Here is a 22,763-nt window from a genome sequence, read left to right as displayed (position 1 = left end):
GGAACCTACTTTGGTATGGGCCGCATAGACCAAGGAACGCCCCGACCCAGGAGCCCACCAACCCGCGCCCTGCCGCACCGCGCCCGACGCACCGCGTCCTAACCCACCGCAACGTGACGCACCGCAACGTGACGCACCGTGGGGGTCTGGGGGCTCGGCCCCCAAGCGGGAATGGCGATCCGACCAGGCCCGCGCAGTTTGCGGGCATGGCTCACTCAGAGGAGAGCGGGCGACGAGAATCGAACTCGCGTAATCAGTTTGGAAGCAATAAGTCGATCATGCCAATGCGGTCCACCCGGTCCCAGGAAATGCCGGTGACCTGCTGTTTCGTTTCAGCTTCGTCCCGGTGTATGCCTGGGCTGGGTGGACCGTTCCGGTCGGTTCCCTAGCAAGATCCCTATCGTTTGCCCGGTGCCCGGTGCCCGGTGCCCGGTGCCCGGTGCCCGGTGCCCGGTGCCCGGTGCCCGGTGCACTAGTCCGCAGATCACCTGTTCAGGCGCACTGTGCCGGCCTCCGGCCAGCGGTACCCGCCGCCTGCCGTGCCTATCACCGACAAGGTGTGGTTACCCGGCCGCCACGGCCGAATACTCGTGTCGTGGACATGAGACGACAGCTCGGCGAGTTCCTGCAGTCCCGCCGCTCACAGCTGACCCCGGGGGACGTCGGCCTGGCCACCTACGGTGACCGGCGCCGGGTGACCGGCCTGCGGCGCGAGGAGTTGGCTCTGCTGGCCGGGGTCAGCGCCTCTTACTACTCGCGGTTGGAGCAGGGGCAGTCGTCGAACGCCTCGCCCGAGGTCCTGGACGCCATCGCCACGGCTCTGCGACTCGACGACGCCGAGCGTCGGCACCTGCACGACCTGGCCGACGGCACCCGCCACCGCCCGGCCGGACGGCGACCGGCGCCCGAGCGGCTCACCCCGGCGGTGCGGCAGCTGATGACCGCGCTGGGCGAGGTGCCGATGGTGGTGCTGGGCCGGCGCAGCGACGTGCTGGCCTGGAACCGCGCCGGTCACGCCCTGTTCGCCGGGCACGTGGACTTCGCCGGCCCGGAGCGTCCGGAGAACCGGCCGAACATGGCACGCCTGGTGTTCCTCGACCCGCACACCCGCGATTTGTACGTGGACTGGCCGGAGAAGGCCCGGGCGGTGGTCGGCACGCTGCGCCTGGCGTCCGGGCAGCACCCCGACGACGCCGCGCTGGCCGCCCTGGTCGGGGAGCTGACGGTCAAGAGTCCCGAGTTCGGCCGGATGTGGGCCGCTCACAGGGTCAAGTCCGGTGGTGATCCGGTGTACCGGATGCGGCATCCGCTGGTCGGCACGATGAGCGTCACCCAGCAGAGCCTGCGCACCGAGACGGGCCACTGCGTCGTAGTCGCCACCACGGAGGCGGACTCACCGTCGCAGGCTGCGATGACGTTGCTGGTGCACAGCGTGCTCACCGCACAGCCGGCGCCGGCTGCCGGAGCGGACGACGCCGGAGTCACCGCCGAACGATAACCCCCCGGGGGCCCACCACGCCCCACGGATTTCGCACACCCCATCGATAACGCACCGGAAGCGGTGCGGCGATGTCGCGCGCCCGGAAACGGGCGACAACAGCAGTGACGAGAGAAGGAAGCGATGCGTAAGAGGACCATCACCACCGCCGTCGCCACCGCGACCGCCGGGATCGCCGCGGCGGCCGTCCTGATGACCGGCACCGGGTCGGCGGCCGTGACCCATTCGCCGGCTGCCGCGGCGCCGGCGGCGCTGGTGCGGAGCCAGTCCGCGCCGGCCGCGCTGGGTGCCCGGATCGCGGCGCACTTCGACCTGGCCAAGGGAGAGATGCCGGAGAACATCGCGTTGGCGCCGGACGGCACCGTGTACGTCACGTTCGCCGGTGCCCGCCAGGTCGCCGCGCTGGGCCGGGACGGCGCGGTGCGTGTCCTGGCGACCCTGGTCGCGCCGCCGGACGGCGGGGTCGGCACGCCGGTGCTCAAGTTTGCCCTGACCACCGGGATCGTGCGGCGGGCCGACGGCACCGTCTATTTCCTGTACGCCAGCGGGGACGCCGCCTCGACCGGTCTGTACCGGCTGCGGCCCGGCGGAACGCCGCAGCGCGTCGCCGCCCTGCCCGCGAACGGGCTGCCCAACGGACTGGCCCTCGACGAGGCGACCGGCACGTTCTATGTCACCGACTCGGTGCTGGGCACCATCTCCACCGTGCGTCTGGCCGGCGGCCCGGCCACCGTGTGGTCGTCCGCGCCGGAGCTGGCGTCCACCGGATTCCTCGGCGTCAACGGGATCAAGGTCCGAGACGGCGCGGTCTGGGTGACCAACCTTGACCGAGGCACGCTGCTGAGCATTCCGGTCGTCCACGGCAAGCCGGGCAAGGTCGAGGTCCGGGCGTCCGGGCTGGTCGGCCTGGACGACTTCACGTTCGTCGGGCACGGCACCGACCGGGTGCTCGCCGCTCTCAACGGCCCGAACACCGTGGTCGGCATCGACCGTGCCGGGCGCGCCACGACCCTGCTGACCGCCGCCGACGGACTGCAGAACCCGACGTCGGTCGCCGTGCGCGGGACCACCGCGTACGTAACCAGCGCCGCCTACCTGACCCAGCAGGACCCCAACCTGATCACCGTCACCCTCCCGCGTCGCTGACCGCATCAACTCAGGAGTTCCGACATGAACGAGATCAAGCTCGGCGACGTCACCGTCGCCCGGGTCGAGGAGACCCACGGCCCGATCATGCCGACCGCCGCCTTCTTCCCGAGCATTCCAGCCCAGTCCTGGCGCGACCACGAGGAGGCGCTGATGCCGGATCACCTCGGCGCCGACGACATGGTGCACGTCGCGATGCAGAGCTGGGTGCTGCGCAGCGCCGGAAAGACGATCGTGATCGATACCGGGGTGGGTAACGACAAGGCACGCCCGGCTGTCGAGGTCTGGGACCACCAACGGTTCGACTACCTGAACCGGCTGGCCGCGGCTGGGGTCCGCCCAGAGGACGTGGACCTCGTTGTCAACACCCATCTGCACGTCGATCACGTCGGGTGGAACACCCGCCTGGTCGACGGATCGTGGGTGCCGACCTTCCCGAACGCCACCTACCTGATGCCGGCGGCCGACTTCCGGCACTGGAACCCGGCCCACAATCCGGGCATCGCCGGGAGCGTCAACGAGAACGTGTTCGAGGACAGCGTCGCCCCGGTCCACGCCGCCGGCCAGGTGGAGCTGTGGGACGGCGAGCGGGTCATCGACGAAAACCTGACCCTGCGGTCCGCCCCCGGCCACACCCCCGGCTCCAGCGTTGTCGAGCTGCGTTCGGGCAACGACCAGGCACTTTTCGCCGGGGACCTGATGCACACGCCGCTGCAGGTCACGCACCCCGGCCACAACAGCTGCTTCTGCGAGGACGCCGGTCAGGCGCAGGCCACCCGGCAGCGGCTGCTGGGCTGGGCCGCCGACAACCGGGCCCTGGTCCTGCCGGCCCACTTCAGCGGACACGGTGCGCTGGAGGTCGAACGCCGCGCGACCGGCTTCGGCATCAAACAGTGGGCGCCGTTCGCCCGGCTCTGAGCCACCGCGCCACCGCGGACCGCGGGCGGACCGCGGTGGCGCCCGTCCTGAACCACCTTTACCGCCGAGGAAACGAACATGGATTCCGCCATCGTCACCACCACCTCCGGGCCGGTCCGCGGCCGGCGTACCGCCGACGGCACGGTCTTTCTGGGTGTGCCCTACGCCGCCCCGCCGACCGGGCGGGACCGCTTCACGCCGCCCCGCGTCCACCCGGCGTGGACCGGCGTCCGGGACGCCACCACACCCGGGCCGACCGCGCCGCAACCCACCCGGGACGCCTTCGGAACCCTCGACATGTCGCCGTTCTTCGGCCCCGGCTGGCAGCGCGGCGAGGACTATCTGACCGTGAACATCTGGGCGCCGTCCCGGCGTGAGCATCCGGCGCCGGTGCTGGTCCACGTCCACGGTGGCGCGTTCATCACCGGGTCGGTGAACGCCCCGCTCTACGACGGCGCCGCCTTCGCCCGCGACGGCGTCATGCTCATCACCGTCAACTATCGCCTGGGCATCCCCGGATTCCTGCATCTGCCCGACGCCCCGGACAACCGCGGCCTGCTGGACGTGCTCGCCGCCCTGCGGTGGGTCCGCGACAACGCCGAACACTTCGGCGGCGACCCGGACAGCATTACGCTGGCCGGGCAGTCCGCCGGGGCCACCCTGGTCGGCGGCATCCTCGCCCACCCCGGCGCCGACCGGCTCATCCGGCGGGCGATCATGCAGAGCGGCAACGGCAACGGCGCGTTCACCGCCGAACAGGCGGCTCTCGTGACCGCCGCGGCCGGCGCCAGGCTCGGCGCCGAGCCAGGCGTCGCCGCGCTGGCCGGACTGCCTGACCAACGTCTGGTCGACCTGGTCGGCGACCTGGGACAGCTCGATCTGCGGACGGCGACGCACCACGATCCGCTGGGCGGCCTCAGCCCGTTCAGCCTGGTCCTCGACCGGCAGCCGGCCGCGGACCTGCCCGCTGATCTGCGGATCGACCTGCTCATCGGCCACAACCGTGACGAGGGCAACCTCTATCTGGCCCCGGTCGGCCGAATGACCGGCACTACTGACGACGATCTGCACGCCACCGCGGCACGCTTCCACCCCCGGCCCGCCGAGCTGGTCGACGTCTACCGGCGTTCCCGGCCCACCGCCACGACGGACGAGCTGCGTGCGGCGATCCTGGGCGCCGGTCTCTTCGTCGCCGGCACCCGCGCGATGGCCGAGGCCCACGTCGCCACCGCGGACGCCGGAACCTTTTGCTACGAGTTCACCTGGCGCTCCGACGCCACCGGCGGCCACCTCGGCAGCAGCCACGTCATGGAGCTGCCGTTCGTCTTCGACATCACCGATCGCCCGTTCCTGCACGGGCCCGGCGCTCTGCTCGGCTCGACCCGGCCGCCGGCCACGCTGGCCCCGCGTGTCCACGCCGCCTGGGTCCGGTTCGTGATCACCGGTAGCCCGGGCTGGCGGGCCACCTCCGTCGCCGCCCCTCGCGTGCAGGTGATCGGTGACGAGTGGGAACTGGCCACGCCCGCCTTCCCGGCCGAGGCCGCGGCCTGGGCCGCGCGCTGACCGCCGCCGGATCAGTCCCCGGCGTCCGGCCCCGGCTCGGCGTCCAGCGCGGCGAGCCGGCGTTGCACCTTGTCGGCGATGGTGGCCAGGGTCCGCAACTCGCTCGCGGTGAGGTGGTCGATCACCGCGTCCCGGGCGTCGCCGACGTGCTGACGGGCCGCGGTGGCGATCAGCTGCCGGCCCTCGGCGGTGATGCTGACGACCGCACCGCGCTGGTCGGCCTTCGAGCGTTCCCGCGCGACCAGGCCGCGCGCCTGCATGCGGGACAGGTGCTGGGAGAGCCGGCTCTTCTCCCAGTGCAGCAGCTCGCCGAGCTGGAACGATCTCAGCTGGCCGCCGGGCGCCTCCGACAGGTGGGCGAGGACCTGGTAGTCCGGGTGGGAGAGGCCGCAGGTGGTGCGCAACCGCCGGTCGATGAAGGCGGAGAGGCCCTCCTCCATCGCCATGAGCCCGCGCCAGGCCCGCTGCTCCTGCTCGTTCAACCACCGCGGCTCGGTCACGTCAAGACGCTATCAAAAGTTGATTCGTCAACCATTGGTGGCTCGTGGCGATGGTCAGGCCGGCTGGGCCGGGTGGCTGTTCAGAATCTTCTCCAGCAGGACGCGCAACTGGTGACGTTCCTCGGGATCAAGGGCGACGAGCAGTTCATCCTGTACGTCGTCGGCCAGCGCCTGCAGATCGTGCAGGTGCCGCAGGCCGGGCGCGGTGGCGGCGACGATGTTGCGCCGCCGGTCGGCCGGGTCGACGCGCCGTTCGAGGTGACCGTTGCATGATCGACAGCCGGGACGTGGCGGCCGTCGCCACCGCACACGTGGGCCGGACCTACTGGCCCACCGGTCCGGCGAGCATCTCCTACGCTGACGCGGCCGACGTGCTGTCCGAGGTGCTCGGCCGGCCCATCACCTTCCGCCCGCGCACCTTCGCGGAGCAGCGGCAGGACATGATCGACGCCGGTCTCCCGGAGCACATCGCGCAGATGAACGCCCAGGCCGTCAGCCTGTTCGCCCAGGGCGACTCCGACTGGGTCACCGATGACGTGCCCACCATCCTCGGCCGCCCGGCCGAGACCTTCCGGCAGTTCGTGATGGATCACGCGGCCGCCTTCGGGGCGCCCTCCTGAGCCGGGACCGCCGCGCGGACGTCGGCGCCTACCGCAGCAGGGAAGAGACTGGTGAACCGATCCGGCTCGGATGTTCCGCGGCGTCCGCCGCTGGCTAGGGTGGGCGCCATGGCGGTCCCGCATCGTGTCGTCGCGCTGGTCGTACCGGACGTCGTCGCGTTCGATCTGTCGATCGCGGCGCAGATCTTCGGGCATCCGGCCGAGGCGGAACGATATTCCTTCGCGGTCTGCGCCGAGCAGCCCGGTGACGTGCCCTCGACGACCGGTTTCCCGATCGGCGTACGGGATGGCCTGGATCAGCTGGACACCGCGGACACCGTGATCGTTCCCGGGTTCCGCCCGCTGGTGGATCCCTCACCCGCCGTGTGTGCGGCCCTCCAGCGGGCGGCGGCCCGAGGCGCCCGGGTGGCATCGGTCTGCATCGGCGCTTTCGCGCTGGCCGCCGCCGGCCTCCTGGACGGCCGGGTGGCGACGACGCACTGGGAGGAAGCCGATGCCTTCCGGAAGCGCTTCCCGCACGTGCCGATGAATCCGGACGTGCTGTACGTCGATGCCGGGCCCATCTTGACCAGCGCCGGCCTGTCCGCGGGGATCGACCTGTGCCTGCACATGGTCCGCCAGGATTACGGGGCCGACGCCGCGGCCACGGTGGCCCGCCGCATGGTGGTCGCGATGCATCGCCCGGGCGGTCAGATGCAGTACGCCCGCCGGCCGCCGGCCGAGAGTGACCGCCTGGCGGAGACCTGTGACTGGGCGGTCCGGGAGATGCATCGCGCCGTCACCGTCAATCACCTGGCTCGGCGTGCGGGGATGTCGGCCCGCACGTTCGCCCGGCAGTTCCGCGAGGCGACCGGCATGACGCCGATGCGCTGGCTCACCGTTCAGCGGCTTCTGGAAGCCCAGCGGCTGCTGGAGGTCACGACACTCAGCGTCGACGAGATCGCCGGCCGCTGCGGCATCGGGAGCGCGGCCAATCTGCGGTTGCACATGAGCCGGGAGTTCGGCGCCACTCCGAGCGCCTATCGCCGCGAACGGCGGGCCGGAGCCGGCCGCGGACGGGCCGGTTCGCCGGGCGCCTGACCCGGCCCGGCCGGCTGTCAGCGGTAGGCGCGCAGGTCGTGATGCGCGCCGATCCACCGGCTCAGCTCAATGAGGGTGCTCTCCGCGCTGTCGGCCATGTAGTCGCGAAGGGCCCGCACGTCGTCGGGGGTCGCCCCCAGGACCGGGTCGTAACGCAGCAGCCGCCACGACTGACGCACCTCGGTGCCGTCGCCGGACGCGAGCAGGGTCCAGTCCCAGCGCACGATGCCGTCGGCCGCGCCGCCGACGACGAAACCGAAGCGCTGCGCCGGCTCGGCCTCGACGACCTGGGAACGGGTGATCCAGCTGCGGCCGTCCTTGACGTTGTGTCCGCTGAACCAGGCGCCGGCCCGCGGCTGTTCGCCGTCGTCGTAGGCGACGGCGCTGGCTTTCGGGCTCCACTGCCCGATCCGGGACACGTCGCTGATGAGTCCGTAGACGAAGGCGGGCGAGGCGCCGACCCACGCGCGGCGGGTGAAGGTGTAGGACGAGACGTCGATTTCCATGGACGCAGTTTCGTCACCGGACCCGGTGCGAGCCACCTCCTGTGCTTCCTACTCCTGACAGGGTGTGGCTGGGCTCGGCGCGTGCTCCCGATACTGCTCCGGCAGTCCAGCCGGTGACCAGGCACCGTGCTGACATTCGAACGAGGGAACTCACGTCATGCAGCAGAAAACCACCGCGCCCGGCAGCGGCGAAGGTAGTACGAGGATCCACGCGAGACTGGCCGAGCTGGGTCTGACCCTGCCGGAGATGGCCGCTCCGCTGGCGTCGTACTCCCGGACCCTGCGGTCGGGCGACCACCTCTACGTCTCCGGCCAGTTGCCGATGATCGCCGGCCGGCTGGCGGCGACCGGCAAGGTCGGCGCCGAGGTGAGCGTCGAACAGGCCGCCGGCCTGGCCCGTCTCTGCGCCCTGAACCTGCTGGCCGCGATCGGGGAGTCGGTGGGCCTGGCGCGATTCGTCAAGCTGGTCAAGGTGACCGGTTTCGTGGCTTCGGCGCCCGGATTCACCGGACAGCCGGCGGTCGTCGACGGCGCCTCCGATCTGTTCCTGGCGGTCCTCGGCGAAGCGGGCCGGCATGCGCGCAGTGCGGTCGGCGTGGCGGAGTTGCCGCTGGGCGCTCCGGTGGAGGTGGAGCTCATCGCCGAAGTGGCGTGACGGCCCACGGCCGGACGCCGGTGGAGCCCGGCCGTGATCGCACGGCCGGGCTCCTTGCCGTATGCCGGCGTGGTCCGCTCAGAGCGGCCGCTCGACGAGGTGGCGCAGCACCAGCGGGCCGGGAACCTGGATCAGGCGGCCGCCGTCGTCGAGGCCGCCGACCTGCACGGCGGCCAGCCCGAGCTGTCCGGCGAGCTCGGCGATGCGGTCGCCGGCCGCCGTGTCGTCGGCCGCGACGAAGACGACGCGCCTGCCGATCGCCGGGTCCAGCTCGGCGGAGAGCGTCGCGGCGGGCAGCTGGTTGAAGGCTTTGACCACGGTGGCGCCGGTCAGTTTCCCGGCCGTGTAGCGGGCGGACGCCGTGCCGTTCAGGACGTCCTCCGAGGCTCCGGAGAAGTGCGCGTTGGTGGCGTCAACGACGATCTTGCCGGTCCAGTCCGGGAGCGCGCCGCCGAGCTGTTCGACCGCCGAGAACGGGATGGCCAGCAGGATGACGTCGCCGGCCAGCGCCTCGGCCAGCGACACCGGGCGGACCGCCGGGCCCCGCGCGGCCGCCCAGGCGCGCAGGGATTCCGGTCCTCGGGTGTTGGCGACGCTGACCTCGATGCCGGCCCGGTTGAACAGCGTGGCCAGCGCCGCTCCGATCCGGCCGCTGCCGATGATCGAGTACTTGGTGTGGGTGCTCATCACGAACTCCTTTTCCGGGCCCTGCTCAGGCCCACTGCACGACGTCGTCGTGGGCGAGGCGCGGCAGCCGTGGGTACCACGCGTCCGGGCCGGGGTGGCCGATGTTGACGACGAGGATGGAATGGAACCGGCCGTCGGGGAAGAACTCCGCGTCGATGCCGTCGGCGTCGAAGCCGCCCATCGGTCCGGCGGCCAGGCCCTCGGCGCGGACGGCCAGGATGAAGTAGCCGGCCTGCAGGGTCGCGTTGAAGGACGCGGTCCCGGCGCGCAGGGCGTCGTTGCTGGCGAAGGCGTCCTTCAGCTCCGGCTTGTACGGCAGGACGGCCGGGATGTGCTCGTGGAACCGGGTGTCCATGGCCAGCACGGCGACGGCGGGAGCCGATGCGGTCTTGGCCCGGTTGCCCTCGTCCATGTGCTTGACGAGGCGCTCGCGGCCCTCGCCGGCGCGGACGAACAGCACCCGCAGGGGCTGGGAGTTGGCGGCCGTCGGGGCCCAACGGGCCAGTTCCCAGATCTGGGTCAGCTCGGCGTCGTCGACCGGGGCGCCGGCGAAGGTGTTGGCGGTGCGGGCTCCGGTGAACATGACGTGCTTGGCGTCCGGGTCCAGGCGGCCGAGCCGGGTTCCGTCGGCGTGCTCCGAGAGTGAAGTCATGACTACCTCGCTTTGGTTAACGTGTTAACCAAAGGCTACGGGCGATCTGGTTAATGCATCAACCAAATTTCGGAGGTACGGATGTGAGCTGCGCCTCGGTGGCCGGATGGCAGAGATCTGCTCATCGTCGGCAGGATTGCCCATGGTCGGTGGCACCGCACCGAGCGAGGCTTCGGTCATGACCAACTTCGACGAGCTTCTGCGGAACAACGCCCGTTTCGCGGCCACCGACGTCAAGGACCACCAGCCCGCGATCCCGTTCGTTCCCCACCGGCAGGCCTACATCCTGACCTGCATCGACCCGCGGGTGGACCCGGCGCAGGTGTTCGGGCTGGAATTGGGCGACGCCATCGTGGCGCGGACCGTGGGCGGCCGGGTCACCCCCGCGGTGCTGCAGGACCTGGCCTGGATCAGCTACCTGCACGAGGTCAAGACCCCGGACGCCGAGTGGTTCGACTTCGCCGTCGTGCACCACACCGACTGCGGGTCGGGCCTGTTCGCCGACGACGAGCTGCGGCGCGGCTTCGCCACCCGGGGCGGCTTCGACGAGGCCGAACTGGCCGGCCTGGCGGTGCTCGACCCGGCTGCCACGGTGCGCGCCGACGTGGCGAAAATTCTTTCTTATCCGTACGCATCCCCGCGGATCCGGGTCACCGGCCTGGCCTACGACCTCAAGACCGGCGTGGCCGATGTGGTCGTGCCGCCGCGAACCCGTACCGCCGGATAGATGACCGGACGGTCCGCGCCGGAGGCCGGCGCGGACCTGGCCCGGCCCGCCCACGTCCCCGTCAGCAGGGAAGGCGGTAGAGGCCCTCCTCGACGACCCGGCCGCCCACCTCGACGGTGCCGTCCGGGCCGGGGCGGGTCAGGATCTGCGATCCGCGGCCCTGCGTGATGTCGAGCGCCCGCCCCAGCGCGGTGGTGAGCACGATGGCCGACGCGCCGGTCGCCTCGTCCTCGTCGATGGCGTCACCACGGCGCGGGAACCCCCGGGTCCGCACCCGCCCGGCCGACCGGTCCTGCCACGCCCAGACGTACAGCCAGCCGTCGCCGGGCGGCGGCCCGGTCAGGTCGTCGACATCGGTGGGCGTCGCGTACTCCTGCATGAGCCGCCCCGGCGCCCACTCGGCGCGCCCGCGGATCCAGGCGAACTCGCCCTCCACCCAGCTCGGCACGTCGCCGGCGGGCGGCCGCAGGATGTCCGGCGCGCTGCCGAACCGGCGCAGGAACCACGAGACGCCGACCAGCGGGTGCCCGGCGAACGGCAGCCGTACGCTCGGGGTGTAGATGTCGACCGACCCGGTGCGGGCGTCGTCGACGAAGACCGTCTCGCTGTAGCCGAGCCGGGCGGCAAGCGCCTGGCGCTCGTCGCGGCCCGGCACCCGGGCGCCGTCGGGCACCACGCCGAGCTGATTGCCGTGGACGCCGCCGGGTCCGCGGAAAACGCGGAGAACATGTATTTCTGGCACGGTCGAGACGCTAGTAGCGGTGATCAACGCCGAACGCGGAGGAATGACCACCAAGGGGGCGAGCGCCGACGGAAGGCTGTGATGCAGTTCCGCGGCTCACCCGGTGAACGGCTGAGGTCCACGCCCCGCCTGCCGATGAGAGAGCCATGGAGAAAGGCGGACGGCGCACACTGGCCCTCAGCGCAGCCGTGGCGCTTGTTCTGATCGTCCTGGTCGGCGGTTATCTGCTGTATACCGACCGGGCCGCGGTGCGGCGCGTACACCGGGACTTCCAGCAACGAGCCGAGATCGCCGGCCAGGTCACCACTTCGGCCTTCACCGCCAGCGACCGGCAGAACCGGGAAGCCGCCGAACAGATGTTCAGCGGTGACGCCGCTTCCGTGCAGGCAGCCCTGGACAACAATCCGACCACCACCTTCGGCGCGGTGCTGTCAGCGAACGGAAACCTCGTCGCGGCACAATCCGGCACCCTCAGCGCTCTGCGGGACCGTACGGCGATCGATGCCGTGGCCGCACTGTCCCTGCAACGCTCGGCCATGACGTTCGCCAACTTCGCGGACACCCCGAAGGGCCGGCTCCTGCTGTTCGGAGTGCCCTTCACCGCGGGCGGGCAGACCCGGGTCTGGGTCGGCTCGGTGCCGACCGACACGATCAACGGCTTCGCCAGCGGGTACCTTATCGGCTCGCTCGGCGTCCGCGAGGGACGCGCCTACATCGTCGACGCACATGGCCTGGTCGTGGCCGCCTCCGGAACTGATCCGCTCGCCGCGCCGATCCCGGACGCCCGGCTGCGTGCGGCCGTCGCCCGGGCTGCCAGCGGCACCGTGGGCAATACGTACTTCACCTCGGCCGCGGTGCCGGGAAGCGGCTGGCGGATCGTCTTTGTGGCGCCGGACCACGTCCTGTTGCAGCCGGTCGGCAAATCACGCCAACTGGCGTGGCAGCTGTTCGGGTCCTTCGCCCTGGCGGTTGCCGGAGCCGCGGCGCTGGCCGGGCTGGCCTTGTCCCGGTCTGCGCGGCTCGCCCACGAACGTATGCACGACGGGCTGACCGGCCTGCCCAACCGCATCCTGTTCACCGAGAAGGCCGACCGGGCCCTCGCCGCGGCCGCTCGCCGGGGCGAGCTGGCGGCTCTACTCTTCATCGATCTGGATGGTTTCAAACCGGTCAATGACACGTATGGTCACGCCGTGGGTGACGAACTGCTGACGGCCGTCGCGGACCGGTTGCGCACGATGACCCGGCAAAACGGCCTGATCTGCCGATTCGGTGGCGACGAGTTCGTTCTGGTGTGCACCGGCCTGGCCACCGAGGAGGAGTCGTCCGCGCTGGCCGAGCGGGTACGGCTGCTCATCGCCGAGCCGTACACCCTCGACGGCCGGACCGTGCGCATCGGAAGCTCGGTCGGGGTGGCTATGCAACGCGGCGGCGTCGAATCGGCTGCCGCGCTGATCCAGCGAGCCGACCTGGCCATGTACGACATCAAGAAACAGGGCCGCGGCGGACGCCAGCCCGCTGGGGCCACCGCCGCCAGCGGCTCGGGAGCGCTCGGCGAACCCGTCCGGCGCTAGGCCGCCTTTCGTAAGTGCGGGCGAGGTGTGACGTGTCCCGGCGTGGCGGTTGTCGATACGAAGTGAGGTCTCCGGTAAACGGGTTAGCGACCAAGCAAACCTGCACCACCGGAGACCTCGTTCTCAGGAGAGCGGCAGCGAGGCGACACCATCTCACCGACGCTCAGTGGGCGGTGCTGGAACCTACGTTGCCTGAGGAACACGGCGAGGTCGTCCGCCGCGATGGACGAAACGGCAGATCATCGATGGGATCCGGTGGCGGGTCCGGGCGGGAACACCGTGGCGGGACGTGCCGAAACGTACGCGCCTTGGCAAACGTTGTATCGCTGGTTCCGGCGCTGGCAGAGCGACGGGACCTGGGCGAAGATCTTGGCCCGGCTGCAGACCCGGACCGGCGCCGCCGGTGACATCGAGTGGGAGGTGAGCGTCGACTCCACGATCAGCCGTGCCCATCAGCATGCCGCGGAAGCCCGCCATGATGGTGAGCTGTAGAAGGAACCGCCGGGTGGGGTGTCCACCGAACCCGCCGATCGTTGCTCTGGGCAGGTCCCTGGGCGGGTTCACCACCAAGACCCACCTGGCCTGCGAACAGGGCCGTAAAGCTGTCGACGATGATCACCGCTGGCCAGCGGGGTGATAGTCCGCAGTTCATCAAGGTCCTCGAACGCATCAAGGTCTATCGGGCCAGTGGTGGCCGGCCCCGCACCCGGCCGGATCTGGTCTTGGCTGACAAGGCGTACACCAGCCGGGGCAATCGCGGGTATGCCCGCCGCCGCAAGATCCGGGTGTGCATTCCGAGCAAGGCTGACCAGGACGCCCATCGCAAGGCCAAAGGTTCCAAGGGCGGGCGTCCTCCGGCGTTCGACTCGGTCGTCTATCGGCAGCGTCACGCCGTGGAATACGGTATCAACCAGCTCGAACAGAACCGAGCGATGGCCACCCGGTACGACAAACTCGCCGTCCGCTCCGAAGCCACCGTCGCCATCAACCAATGGCTTTGATGACCTTTACGAAACGCGGCCTAGTGATGCCGGTGGTCAGGAACGCGAGGATTTGCGGCCACCAGGTCTCGATCGTGGTGGCGAGCCGGTGGAGTTCGGGTAGGTCGGAATCGGCGCAGCGGGTGTAGAAGCGGCGCAGCAGCCGGTGGACGAGTTCGCGGTAGGGGCGGGTGCGGGCGGTCGCGAGTAGGTCGAGCAGGTCCTTCTTCGTGTTCCACGCGGTCAGGATCGGAGCGCCGATCCTGGTTGGTAGCGCTTCGAGGGTGTCGGCCAGTCGATCGACGTGCTTTCCGCTCATCCGGGCCGCCAAACGAGTCAGCCGGTTACGCATTCGCCATTCGGGGTCAGTACCGCGGCGGTCCTCTGGGCCGTCAGCGTTCGTCGTCCATCTCCTGCTCACTGGGCGACGCAGGCCTCGGTGTGGTCGCTCCTTCTTCCTCCGCTAGTTCGGCGGGTGGAGAGTCGGCCACCTCCGGACCGTCCGCCGACGGAAGCGCACCGTCACACCGTCAGCACCACTGGAGGAGCGACGCTGTGGTGCTGACGTGCAGAAATCCAGCGGCAAGTCATCGAAACGGGTGTCATCAGTTTCCCACCTTGATGACACGCCGACGCGGCTGAGAGCCGGTGTGTCATCTCGATGAGATGCGCGGTCTGAACAGGTGTGACGTGGGTGACGGGTTTGGCCGAGTCGCCGACTCCAACCTCGTCGGCCTGACGGTAAGAGGGTCACTTCCCACGAAGATCCCTAGCAAAAGATCTTGTCAAATCGATTTAAGTCGATGTGGCAAGTCTCTGAGCAGCGCAAACTTGAGCGGGCGACGAGAATCGAACTCGCGTAATCAGTTTGGAAGACTGAGGCTCTACCATTGAGCTACGCCCGCGACGTCCCGTTGGAACGGGTCCGCGCGCCTAGCTTACTGGGTCGTGGCTGGCCGCTGCGAACCGGATGGGGCCTTCAAGTGACTCCAGCGCACGCGTGGGGAAGCGGACCGCATACACTGGCCGACGCCACGGGGTGTGGCGCAGCTTGGTAGCGCACTCGCTTTGGGAGCGAGGGGCCGTGGGTTCAAATCCCGCCACCCCGACTGACATCAACTATCGGTAGCAACAAGGAGTACGCCTGTGAAGAGCACCGTCGAGACTCTGAGCCCGACCCGGGTGAAGCTCGCCATCGAGGTGCCGTTCGACGAGCTCAAGCCGAGCCTGCAGAAGGCGTACCGGGAGATCGGCGCGCAGGTGCAGGTGCCGGGCTTCCGTCGCGGCAAGATCCCGGCCGCGGTCATCGACCAGCGTGTCGGGCGTGGCGCGGTCCTGAACGAGGCGGTTCAGGAAGCCATCCCGCAGCAGATCCTGGCCGCCGTGCGTGAGCACGACGTCAAGACCCTGGGCCGGCCCGAGGTCGAGATCACCGAGTTCGCCGACAACGAGCCGCTGAAGTTCACCGCCGAGGTGGACGTGCGGCCCGAGATCACGATCCCGGACCTGTCCACCATCAAGGTGGAGGTCCCGGCCGTCGAGATCGGCGACAACGAGATCGACGAGCAGATCAACGGCCTGCGCGAGCGCTTCGCGACTCTCAAGACCGTCGAGCGCCCGGCCGCCGAGGGTGACTACGTGCAGCTCGACCTGAACGCCACCGTCGACGGCGAAGAGGTTCCCGGCGGCTCGGCCACCAACATCTCCCACGAGGTCGGGAGCAAGCAGCTGCTCCCGGGTCTCGACGAGGTGCTGGTCGGCATGTCGGCCGGCGAGGACGCGACCTTCACCACGCAGCTCGTCGGCGGCGACTTCGCCGGCCGCGACGCCGACGTGGCGGTCACGGTGCGCAGCGTCAAGGACAAGCAGCTGCCCGAGATCGACGACGAGTTCGCCCAGCTGGCCAGCGAGTTCGACACGCTCGAGGAGCTCAAGGGCGACCTGCGCGAGCGGCTGACCAAGGTCAAGAAGGTCGAGCAGATCTACGCCGCCCGTGACGAGGCGCTCAAGCAGCTCGTCGAGGCGGCCGACATCCCCGCTCCCGAGGGCGTCGTCAAGGACGAGGTCGAGGGCCGCAAGCAGGCGATGACCGACCAGCTCGAGCGGATCGGCGCCACCCTGCAGGACTACCTGACCTCCGAGGACAAGACCGAGGAGCAGATCGACCAGGAGCTGACCGAGGCGGCCCAGGAGGGCGTCCGGATCCAGCTGCTGCTCGACACGGTGGCCGACGCGGAGGACGTGCAGGTCTCCGACGACGAGTTCGGGCACGAGATCGTGCACCGGGCCCAGCGCGCCCAGATGCAGCCGCAGCAGTACTACGACCAGCTCGTGCAGTCGGGCGCGGCGGCCGCGGTCTTCGGCGACGTGCGCCGGGGCAAGGCGCTCGCCTCCGTGATGGAGCAGGTCGAGATGAAGGACGCCGAGGGCAATGTCCTCACGCTGGACGACCTGCGGGCCGCCAGCGACGAGGAGCACGGCCACGAGGGCCACAACCACTGATTTCGCCGGCGGGAGCCGCTACCCGAAGGGTGGCGGCTCCCTGCCTTTTCCCGGGCAGCGTGCGCTCATAGCGAACACCTGCCCGAGCGGGAAGCCGATGCCCATTCCACCGGTTAGGTTGGGCGTACGACGGACAACCTGCCGGCCCGCGATTCGGGGCCGACACAGTTAGCTGTGAAGGGCTGCCATGACCGATCTTCACCTCCCCGCGAGCCCCCTGCTCCGCGGTGACTCCATCAGTGGCAACCTCGACGACTCGGTCTACAACCGCCTGCTGCGCGAGCGCATCATCTTCCTCGGCAGCGAGGTGTCCGACTCGGTGGCCAACCGCATCTGCGCGCAGCTGCTGCTGCTTTCCGCCGAGGACCCCGAGCGCGACATCCACCTCTGGATCAACTCGCCCGGTGGCTCGGTCTACTCGGGCATGGCCATTTACGACACGATGCAGTTCATCGACAACGACGTCTCGACCGTGGCGATGGGCATGGCCGCGTCGATGGGGCAGCTGCTGCTCTGCGCCGGCGCCCCCGGCAAGCGCTTCTCGCTGCCGCACGCGCGCATCATGATGCACCAGCCCTCGGGCGGCATGGGTGGCACGGCCGCCGACATCGCCATCCAGGCCGAGCAGATGCTTTACACCAAGCGCATGTTCCAGGAGCGGGTCGCCTTCCACACCGGCCAGACCCAGGAGCAGATCGAGCGCGATTCCGACCGTGACCGTTGGTTCACGGCGGAGGAGGCCAAGAACTACGGCTTCATCGACGAGGTGATCACCGGGGCCACTCAGGTCCCCGAGGGCGCCGGAACGCTGAACTGAGGAGCGGAACTATGACTGACCTGACGATGCCTCGCGGGTTCGCGCCGGTGACCAACCGCTACGTGCTGCCCTCCTTCATCGAGCGTTCCTCGAACGGGATGATGAAGGAGACGAACCCGTACAACAAGATGTTCGAGGACCGGATCATCTTCCTCGGCGTCCAGGTGGACGACGCGTCGGCCAACGACGTGATGGCCCAGCTGCTGACGCTGGAGAGCTCCGACCCGGACCGCGACATCACGATGTACATCAACTCGCCCGGCGGTTCCTTCACCGCCATGACGGCGATCTACGACACCATGCAGTACGTCCGGCCCGACATCTCGACGGTCTGCCTCGGCCAGGCCGCCAGCGCCGCGGCCGTGCTGCTCGCCGGTGGCACCCCGGGCAAGCGCCTGGCGCTGCCGCACTCCCGGGTGCTGATCCACCAGCCGGCCACCGAGGGCGGCTACGGCCAGGGCTCGGACATCGAGATCCAGGCCCGCGAGATCCTCCGCATGCGGTCGCAGATGGAGGAGATGATCGCCCGCCACACCGGCCGCAGCACGGAGCAGGTTCGCAAGGACGTCGACCGCGACAAGATCATGACGGCGGACGAGGCCAAGGAGTACGGCATCGTCGACACCGTGCTGGTCAGCCGCAAGAAGACCCTGCAGGCCGTCGGCAGCGGTAACTGAGAGAAGCGTATCGTCAGGGGCCGGCCGGCCCGAGTTAGACTGGCCGACCCCTGACACGCCCGTTTTGGGGGGTCGGAGAACCGCCCCTTAGCGGGTAACGTCGAGCATGCAGCCTCAGTTACGCGGTTCGGCAGACGATGAGAAGGCAACGGGGCGTTCCGACCCCGGTTCCGGGCCGGCAGCAGTCGGCCGATGAGCACAAGGAGTACGTAGGTGGCACGGATCGGCGACGGCGGCGACCTACTGAAGTGCTCCTTCTGTGGGAAGTCCCAGAAGCAGGTCAAGAAACTCATCGCGGGCCCCGGGGTCTACATCTGCGACGAGTGCATCGACCTCTGCAACGAGATCATCGAAGAGGAGCTGGCCGAGACCGGCGAGGTGAAGTGGGAAGAGCTTCCCAAGCCGATGGAGATCTGCCAGTTCCTCGACCAGTACGTGGTGGGTCAGGAGCAGGCCAAGAAGGCCCTCTCCGTGGCCGTCTACAACCACTACAAGCGGATCCAGGCCGAGTCGAGCGGCGCCCCCGGCGCGGGCAGCGACGTCGAGGTGGCCAAGTCCAACATCATGCTGATCGGCCCCACCGGCTGCGGGAAGACGCACCTGGCCCAGACGCTCGCACGGATGCTCAACGTCCCGTTCGCGATCGCCGACGCCACCGCGCTGACCGAGGCCGGCTACGTCGGTGAGGATGTCGAGAACATCCTGCTCAAGCTGATCCAGGCCGCCGACTACGACGTCAAGCGGGCCGAGCAGGGCATCATCTACATCGACGAGGTCGACAAGATCGCCCGCAAGAGCGAGAACCCGTCGATCACCCGCGACGTCTCCGGTGAGGGCGTCCAGCAGGCCCTGCTCAAGATCCTTGAGGGCACGGTGGCCAACGTTCCGCCCCAGGGCGGCCGCAAGCACCCCCACCAGGAGTTCATCCAGATCGACACGACGAACGTGCTGTTCATCGTGGGCGGCGCCTTCGCCGGTCTGGACCGGATCATCGAGTCCCGCGTCGGCCACGGCGGCGTCGGCTTCGGGGCCAACCTCCGCTCGATCACCGAGCGCAAGACGGACGACATCTTCGGCAAGGTCATGCCGGAGGACATGCTGAAATTCGGCCTTATCCCCGAGTTCATCGGCCGTCTGCCGGTCATCACCACGGTGCGCAACCTCGACCGCGAGGCGCTCATCAAGATCCTCACCGAGCCCCGCAACGCGTACGTGAAGCAGTACCAGCGCCTCTTCGAGCTCGACGGGGTGGAGCTCGAGTTCGACCAGGGCGCGCTCGAGGCCATCGCCGACCAGGCCATGCTCCGCGGCACCGGCGCCCGCGGCCTCCGCGCGATCATGGAAGAGGTTCTGCTCTCCGTGATGTACGAGGTGCCGAGCAACCCCGACGCGGCCCGCGTGGTCATCACCCGCGAGGTCGTCCTCGAGAACGTCAACCCCACGATCGTCCCGCGCGAGTTCGTCGGCCGTCGCCGCCGCGAGCGCGAGGAGAAGTCCGCCTGACCTCCGCCGCCGTCTCTCTCTGGGAGAGGCGGCGGCTTTGTTCGGTACGGATGCACGACCGGCCCAACAGCACTGTCGCCGAACCCGGTTCGGCGGGCCGCTGGCTGCCAGTCAGGCTCCGCGCCCGGCTGCCGGGTGGGCCCGTCGCTTCAGCCTGATGCCGCACGCCGCTCCCGGAGCCGCTGGAGCACCAGCGTCGTCCAGCGTGTGTTCTGCTCCTCGTAGAGGATGCCGGCCTCCAGCGTCAGCGACGGACCGAGGCTTTCCTCCGTGCCCATCCGCTTGCGAAGCTGCTCGTAGCGGGCCAGCTTCTCCCGTGACCGGGCGAGCCGCGCCTCGGCCGCCGCGATCAGCGCTTCCGGTTCGCCGGCGTCGACGGCTTGCAGCTTGATCAGGAACTCGTCCCGGATCGCGGCCGGCCGTGCCGGCGCCGCCACGAACTCGCCCAGCGCCGCCCGCCCGGCCGCCGTGAGGGTGAAGACCCGTTTGTTGGGCCGCCGTTCCTGCTCGACCACGCGCGCCTCGACCAGCCCGTCCCGTTCGAGCCGCTCCAGATCCCGGTAGAGCTGTTGCGGCGTGGCCGACCAGAAATCCGCGACCGCCACGTCGAACCGCTTGGCCAGCTCGTACCCCGACGCCTCCCCCTGGGAGAGCGCCGCCAGCACCGCGTGGCGCAACGACACCTGGACAGCCTCTTTCCGGGCGACTAGCGTTGTCCGCACCTATTCAACTTGTTGAGTATAGGGGCATTCTCCGTGAGCGAAGTCGTCCATCCTTTCCGCGCCGCCGTCGAGTCCGGTGACATCAACGCCGCCATCGCCCTGCTCGACGACGACGTCGTCTTCCACAGCCCGGTGGTCCACAAGCCGTACCGCGGCCGCGCCACCGTGGCCGAGATCCTCCGCGCCGTGGTCCAGGTCTTCGAGGATTTCCGCTACGTCCGCGAGATCAGCACCCCCGGCGCCCTCGACCACGCCCTGGTCTTCCGGGCCCGTGTCGGCGACCGCGACCTGGAGGGCTGCGATTTCATCCACCAGACCGCCGACGGCCGCATCGACGAGCTCACTGTCATGGTCCGCCCCCTGAGCGCCACCCTGGCCCTGGCCGAAGCCATGCAGGCCCGGCTCGCCCAGCCGACTCAGCCCGCCCAATAACGTCGCCCACGAAGGCCGGCGGCGATCCTCGGCGGCGCGGCGTCCGGATGAAAGGCGGCCCGACCCGATGGCAGTTCGCGAGATCGCGGTGGATGCGGAGACCGAGCGGCTCGCCGGGCTAGAGCCGGCCCACTATCGCGAGGGGTTCGTCTTCGACACGGCGCAGCGCCGGGACGCCGAGGCCTGGGCGCGACTGATCCTCGAGGGTGCGTCCCGCCCGGAGCGGATCAAGATGCTGACGGCATGGCGGCTCCTCGCGGTGGACCTGGCGCCGCGGCGCTCGCCGGACCAGGTGCTGGGTTGGCGGATCGCTCACCGCGCTCCGGACATGGTCGTCCTGGGAGTTCACGCGGCCACTGGGCTGACAGCGCGCCTGGTCCTGCGCACAACGCCGACCGGGGTGGTGCACGCCATGCTCGTCCGATACGACCGCCCGCTGGGTCGCTGTCTCTGGACACGCTTCGCGCCGAGCCATCGGCGCTTCTACACCAAGCTGCTCGACCGCAGCCGGCGTACGGCCGAACTTGCTCCTTGACCGCTCTGGGCTCACTGCTCCTCCTCGGCTCTTTTCTTCCCCTCACTCTTGAAGACGCCTCGAGGGGTCCGAGTTGCTTACCTGGTGGCGACGCCAATCTCGCGGGCGGACGCGCCGGGGATGGCTTGGGCTCGGAAGCGCTCGTAGGCTGCGGTCATGCGTGTTGCGGTGTGTCAGCTGAATGCCCGGGACGATCGGGAGCGCAATCTGGCCACGGCCCGGGAGCTGCTGGAGCGAGCGGCCGCCGGCGGGGCCGAGCTGGCCGTCCTCCCGGAGTATGTGGACTTCCTCGGCCCGGGGGAGCGGGCACCCAAGCCGGAAGGTTCCGACGGCGAGTTCGGCGCGTTCTTCGCCCGGGCGGCGCGGGAGCTCGGGATCTGGGTGCACGCCGGCTCCTTCCACGAGACGGGGCCCGACGACCGGCGGACCTTCAACACCTCGCTGGTCTTCTCACCCTCCGGTGAGCTTGCGGCCCGCTATCGCAAGATCCACCTGTACGACGTGGAGATCGCGGGCCGGGTTTCCTATCAGGAGTCCCGGTCGGTGGCGCCGGGGGAGGAGACCGTGATCGCGGAGATCGCGGGCGTCCCGACGGGGCTGTCGATCTGCTACGACCTCCGGTTCCCGGAGCTGTACCGCCGCCTGGCCGTCGACGGCGCCCGGATCCTGGTCGTGCCGGCCGCCTTCATGATGCACACCGGGCGGGACCACTGGGAGGTCCTGCTGCGGGCGCGGGCGATCGAGAACCAGTGCTACGTGGTGGCGGCGGGCCAGATCGGAGATCACGACCCCGGGCGTACGTGTTTCGGCCGGAGCATGATCGTGGACCCGTGGGGGACCGTGCTCGCTCAGTCCCCGGACGAGGTCGGAGTAGTGATCGCCGATCTGGACATGCCGAGGCTGGAGCGGATCCGGGCCGAACTGCCGAGTCTGGCTAACCGCCGGCTATGACCCGGTGTTGCCGGGGTCACAGGAGCTGCACTAAGTAACCGACCACTGTCAGACCGATTACGGCGCCGCCGGCCAGCAACATCGCCCCACCCATGCGGGAGGGGCCGCGCATGACGAGCTTGCGGACCGACACCACGACCGTGACCAGCACAAGTGTGCCGATGACGAACTGCCAGAACGGCATGACCATGTCTGTCACCGCGTCGGCCGCCCACGTCGTGGAAGCACCCATGCACCCACTCTTTCACGGTCGGGGGCCCCTTTGGGCGGTCTCCCGACACCGACGGGCATGGGGGTCGATTTGCATGCGCGGTGACCGGTCGCGTAGCTTTCTCTCTGCCCACGGGAAACCGGGACGGAACGGAGCGAAAGCGACGGGCCGGAGCGGGGACCACGGGGGTACGCGGTAAACTGGCTCAGCTGGAGACCGCGGCCGGGCGAGGTCGGAACAAGGCAACTTGCGCCGACGAGAACGACCGGGTAGAGTAACCAGGCCGGACGGGAGCCGGGCGGACGGATCGCTAAGCGATCGAGTCGGCCGGTCCGCAGGCCACCTTCACGACTCACCCGCTTAGCGGCGGGCTTCGAAGCGTGAGGAAAACTGGGCGGGGCAAGCGAGATCTTCGGACTTGCGCTTGCGAGACCGACCAGGTAAGTTTGAGCGGTTGCCCCGGAGCGGTTAGTCGGGTTGCGGTTGTTCTTTGAGAACTCAACAGGGTGCTTGATAAGCCAGTGCCAATTAAGTAATACCCCGGCCGGCTGTCTCGTTAAGAGATTGT

Annotated in this window: 25 protein-coding genes, 2 tRNA genes and 1 pseudogene; 19 read left to right on the top strand and 9 right to left on the bottom strand. The window is 69.6% G+C overall.

The features are described from left to right. The first annotated feature begins 601 nt into the window (after positions 1–601). The 4 genes from AB0J66_RS47625 to AB0J66_RS47610 all read left to right on the top strand — a co-directional run bounded on the left by AB0J66_RS47625 (position 602) and on the right by AB0J66_RS47610 (position 5,125). Positions 602–1,498, top strand: coding sequence for a helix-turn-helix transcriptional regulator (locus AB0J66_RS47625; RefSeq protein ID WP_364675614.1), 897 nt, complete (start codon positions 602–604; stop codon positions 1,496–1,498). A 123-nt stretch (positions 1,499–1,621) separates the two neighbouring features. Beyond that, entirely contained in the window at positions 1,622–2,644 is a 1,023-nt protein-coding gene (locus AB0J66_RS47620; protein WP_364675537.1) for a hypothetical protein, read from the top strand. Positions 2,645–2,668: 24 nt separating this feature from the next. After that, positions 2,669–3,562, top strand: coding sequence for an MBL fold metallo-hydrolase (locus AB0J66_RS47615; protein WP_364675534.1), 894 nt, complete (start codon positions 2,669–2,671; stop codon positions 3,560–3,562). A gap of 78 nt (positions 3,563–3,640) precedes the next feature. Then, positions 3,641–5,125 carry a carboxylesterase family protein gene (locus AB0J66_RS47610; RefSeq protein WP_364675531.1) on the top strand — a complete coding sequence of 495 codons (1,485 nt, stop codon included), beginning with the start codon at positions 3,641–3,643 and terminating at the stop codon, positions 5,123–5,125. A gap of 11 nt (positions 5,126–5,136) precedes the next feature. Here the strand turns inward: AB0J66_RS47610 and AB0J66_RS47605 are convergent, their stop codons facing one another. Continuing rightward, on the bottom strand, positions 5,137–5,625 hold the full coding sequence (locus AB0J66_RS47605) for a MarR family winged helix-turn-helix transcriptional regulator (RefSeq protein WP_364675529.1): 489 nt from the start codon (positions 5,623–5,625) through the stop codon (positions 5,137–5,139). Positions 5,626–5,697: 72 nt separating this feature from the next. Here AB0J66_RS47605 and AB0J66_RS47600 point away from each other — a divergent pair, with 72 nt between their 5' ends. The 3 genes from AB0J66_RS47600 (at position 5,698) to AB0J66_RS47590 (ending at position 7,325) form a co-directional block, all read left to right on the top strand. Continuing rightward, positions 5,698–5,898, top strand: a complete 201-nt coding sequence (locus tag AB0J66_RS47600; RefSeq protein ID WP_364675526.1) for a hypothetical protein — start codon at positions 5,698–5,700, stop codon at positions 5,896–5,898. After that, entirely contained in the window at positions 5,895–6,245 is a 351-nt protein-coding gene (locus tag AB0J66_RS47595) for a hypothetical protein (protein ID WP_364675524.1), read from the top strand. Before AB0J66_RS47600 ends, AB0J66_RS47595 begins: the two co-directional genes overlap by 4 nt. A gap of 108 nt (positions 6,246–6,353) precedes the next feature. Then, entirely contained in the window at positions 6,354–7,325 is a 972-nt protein-coding gene (locus tag AB0J66_RS47590; protein ID WP_364675521.1) for a helix-turn-helix domain-containing protein, read from the top strand. Between the two features lie 17 nt (positions 7,326–7,342). Here AB0J66_RS47590 and AB0J66_RS47585 read toward each other — a convergent pair whose 3' ends face one another. Next, positions 7,343–7,831 carry an SRPBCC family protein gene (locus tag AB0J66_RS47585; protein WP_364675519.1) on the bottom strand — a complete coding sequence of 163 codons (489 nt, stop codon included), beginning with the start codon at positions 7,829–7,831 and terminating at the stop codon, positions 7,343–7,345. A gap of 157 nt (positions 7,832–7,988) precedes the next feature. Between AB0J66_RS47585 and AB0J66_RS47580 the strand changes: the two genes are divergently transcribed. Continuing rightward, on the top strand, positions 7,989–8,486 hold the full coding sequence (locus tag AB0J66_RS47580) for a RidA family protein (protein ID WP_364675517.1): 498 nt from the start codon (positions 7,989–7,991) through the stop codon (positions 8,484–8,486). A 78-nt stretch (positions 8,487–8,564) separates the two neighbouring features. Here AB0J66_RS47580 and AB0J66_RS47575 read toward each other — a convergent pair whose 3' ends face one another. Next, a complete protein-coding gene (locus AB0J66_RS47575) occupies positions 8,565–9,173 on the bottom strand; it encodes an NAD(P)-binding domain-containing protein (protein WP_364675515.1) in 609 nt (202 codons plus the stop codon). Between the two features lie 25 nt (positions 9,174–9,198). Beyond that, on the bottom strand, positions 9,199–9,825 hold the full coding sequence (locus tag AB0J66_RS47570) for a malonic semialdehyde reductase (RefSeq protein ID WP_364675513.1): 627 nt from the start codon (positions 9,823–9,825) through the stop codon (positions 9,199–9,201). 178 nt (positions 9,826–10,003) lie between these two features. Between AB0J66_RS47570 and AB0J66_RS47565 the strand changes: the two genes are divergently transcribed. Further along, complete coding sequence (locus AB0J66_RS47565) at positions 10,004–10,552, top strand: carbonic anhydrase (protein WP_364675511.1); 549 nt, start codon at positions 10,004–10,006, stop codon at positions 10,550–10,552. A 61-nt stretch (positions 10,553–10,613) separates the two neighbouring features. Here AB0J66_RS47565 and AB0J66_RS47560 read toward each other — a convergent pair whose 3' ends face one another. Further along, complete coding sequence (locus AB0J66_RS47560) at positions 10,614–11,294, bottom strand: PhzF family phenazine biosynthesis protein (RefSeq protein ID WP_364675508.1); 681 nt, start codon at positions 11,292–11,294, stop codon at positions 10,614–10,616. 146 nt (positions 11,295–11,440) lie between these two features. On the opposite strand from AB0J66_RS47560, the gene AB0J66_RS47555 reads away from it, so the two are divergent. Together AB0J66_RS47555 and AB0J66_RS47550 are read left to right on the top strand one after the other, a co-directional pair. Beyond that, entirely contained in the window at positions 11,441–12,865 is a 1,425-nt protein-coding gene (locus AB0J66_RS47555) for a sensor domain-containing diguanylate cyclase (RefSeq protein WP_364675505.1), read from the top strand. A 173-nt stretch (positions 12,866–13,038) separates the two neighbouring features. Continuing rightward, positions 13,039–13,866 (top strand): annotated as a pseudogene (locus AB0J66_RS47550) (IS5 family transposase). Here the strand turns inward: AB0J66_RS47550 and AB0J66_RS47545 are convergent. Together AB0J66_RS47545 and AB0J66_RS47540 are read right to left on the bottom strand one after the other, a co-directional pair. Continuing rightward, positions 13,850–14,266 carry a transposase gene (locus tag AB0J66_RS47545; RefSeq protein WP_364675502.1) on the bottom strand — a complete coding sequence of 139 codons (417 nt, stop codon included), beginning with the start codon at positions 14,264–14,266 and terminating at the stop codon, positions 13,850–13,852. The pseudogene AB0J66_RS47550 and the gene AB0J66_RS47545 sit on opposite strands and share 17 nt — an antisense overlap. Before the next feature lie 413 nt (positions 14,267–14,679). After that, a tRNA-Gly gene (locus tag AB0J66_RS47540) sits at positions 14,680–14,750 on the bottom strand. Positions 14,751–14,880: 130 nt separating this feature from the next. Between AB0J66_RS47540 and AB0J66_RS47535 the strand changes: the two genes are divergently transcribed. The 5 genes from AB0J66_RS47535 to clpX all read left to right on the top strand — a co-directional run bounded on the left by AB0J66_RS47535 (position 14,881) and on the right by clpX (position 19,344). Next, positions 14,881–14,954, top strand: a tRNA-Pro gene (locus tag AB0J66_RS47535). A 37-nt stretch (positions 14,955–14,991) separates the two neighbouring features. Next, positions 14,992–16,347 (top strand): trigger factor, encoded by a 1,356-nt coding sequence (gene tig / locus AB0J66_RS47530; RefSeq protein ID WP_364675500.1) that lies wholly within the window; start codon positions 14,992–14,994, stop codon positions 16,345–16,347. A 187-nt stretch (positions 16,348–16,534) separates the two neighbouring features. Beyond that, entirely contained in the window at positions 16,535–17,164 is a 630-nt protein-coding gene (locus tag AB0J66_RS47525) for an ATP-dependent Clp protease proteolytic subunit (protein ID WP_364675497.1), read from the top strand. 11 nt (positions 17,165–17,175) lie between these two features. Beyond that, on the top strand, positions 17,176–17,841 hold the full coding sequence (locus AB0J66_RS47520; RefSeq protein ID WP_364675495.1) for an ATP-dependent Clp protease proteolytic subunit: 666 nt from the start codon (positions 17,176–17,178) through the stop codon (positions 17,839–17,841). 213 nt (positions 17,842–18,054) lie between these two features. Further along, positions 18,055–19,344: an ATP-dependent Clp protease ATP-binding subunit ClpX gene (gene clpX, locus AB0J66_RS47515; protein WP_097319854.1), complete on the top strand. Its 1,290-nt coding sequence runs from the start codon at positions 18,055–18,057 to the stop codon at positions 19,342–19,344. Between the two features lie 149 nt (positions 19,345–19,493). Here clpX and AB0J66_RS47510 read toward each other — a convergent pair whose 3' ends face one another. Further along, positions 19,494–20,027 carry a PadR family transcriptional regulator gene (locus tag AB0J66_RS47510; protein WP_364675493.1) on the bottom strand — a complete coding sequence of 178 codons (534 nt, stop codon included), beginning with the start codon at positions 20,025–20,027 and terminating at the stop codon, positions 19,494–19,496. A 72-nt stretch (positions 20,028–20,099) separates the two neighbouring features. Here AB0J66_RS47510 and AB0J66_RS47505 point away from each other — a divergent pair, with 72 nt between their 5' ends. The 3 genes from AB0J66_RS47505 (at position 20,100) to AB0J66_RS47495 (ending at position 21,984) form a co-directional block, all read left to right on the top strand. After that, positions 20,100–20,498 carry a nuclear transport factor 2 family protein gene (locus AB0J66_RS47505; RefSeq protein WP_364675490.1) on the top strand — a complete coding sequence of 133 codons (399 nt, stop codon included), beginning with the start codon at positions 20,100–20,102 and terminating at the stop codon, positions 20,496–20,498. A 67-nt stretch (positions 20,499–20,565) separates the two neighbouring features. Further along, positions 20,566–21,033, top strand: a complete 468-nt coding sequence (locus AB0J66_RS47500) for a hypothetical protein (protein ID WP_364675487.1) — start codon at positions 20,566–20,568, stop codon at positions 21,031–21,033. Between the two features lie 156 nt (positions 21,034–21,189). Next, complete coding sequence (locus tag AB0J66_RS47495) at positions 21,190–21,984, top strand: carbon-nitrogen hydrolase family protein (protein ID WP_364675484.1); 795 nt, start codon at positions 21,190–21,192, stop codon at positions 21,982–21,984. A 16-nt stretch (positions 21,985–22,000) separates the two neighbouring features. Here the strand turns inward: AB0J66_RS47495 and AB0J66_RS47490 are convergent, their stop codons facing one another. Next, complete coding sequence (locus AB0J66_RS47490; RefSeq protein WP_364675481.1) at positions 22,001–22,216, bottom strand: hypothetical protein; 216 nt, start codon at positions 22,214–22,216, stop codon at positions 22,001–22,003. Positions 22,217–22,763: the final 547 nt, after the last annotated feature.

The organism is Actinoplanes sp. NPDC049598, assembly GCF_040675435.1.
Classification (GTDB): domain Bacteria; phylum Actinomycetota; class Actinomycetes; order Mycobacteriales; family Micromonosporaceae; genus Actinoplanes.
The sequence above is the reverse complement of the archived record's forward strand: the minus strand, read 5'-3'. Positions and strand labels throughout refer to the sequence as shown.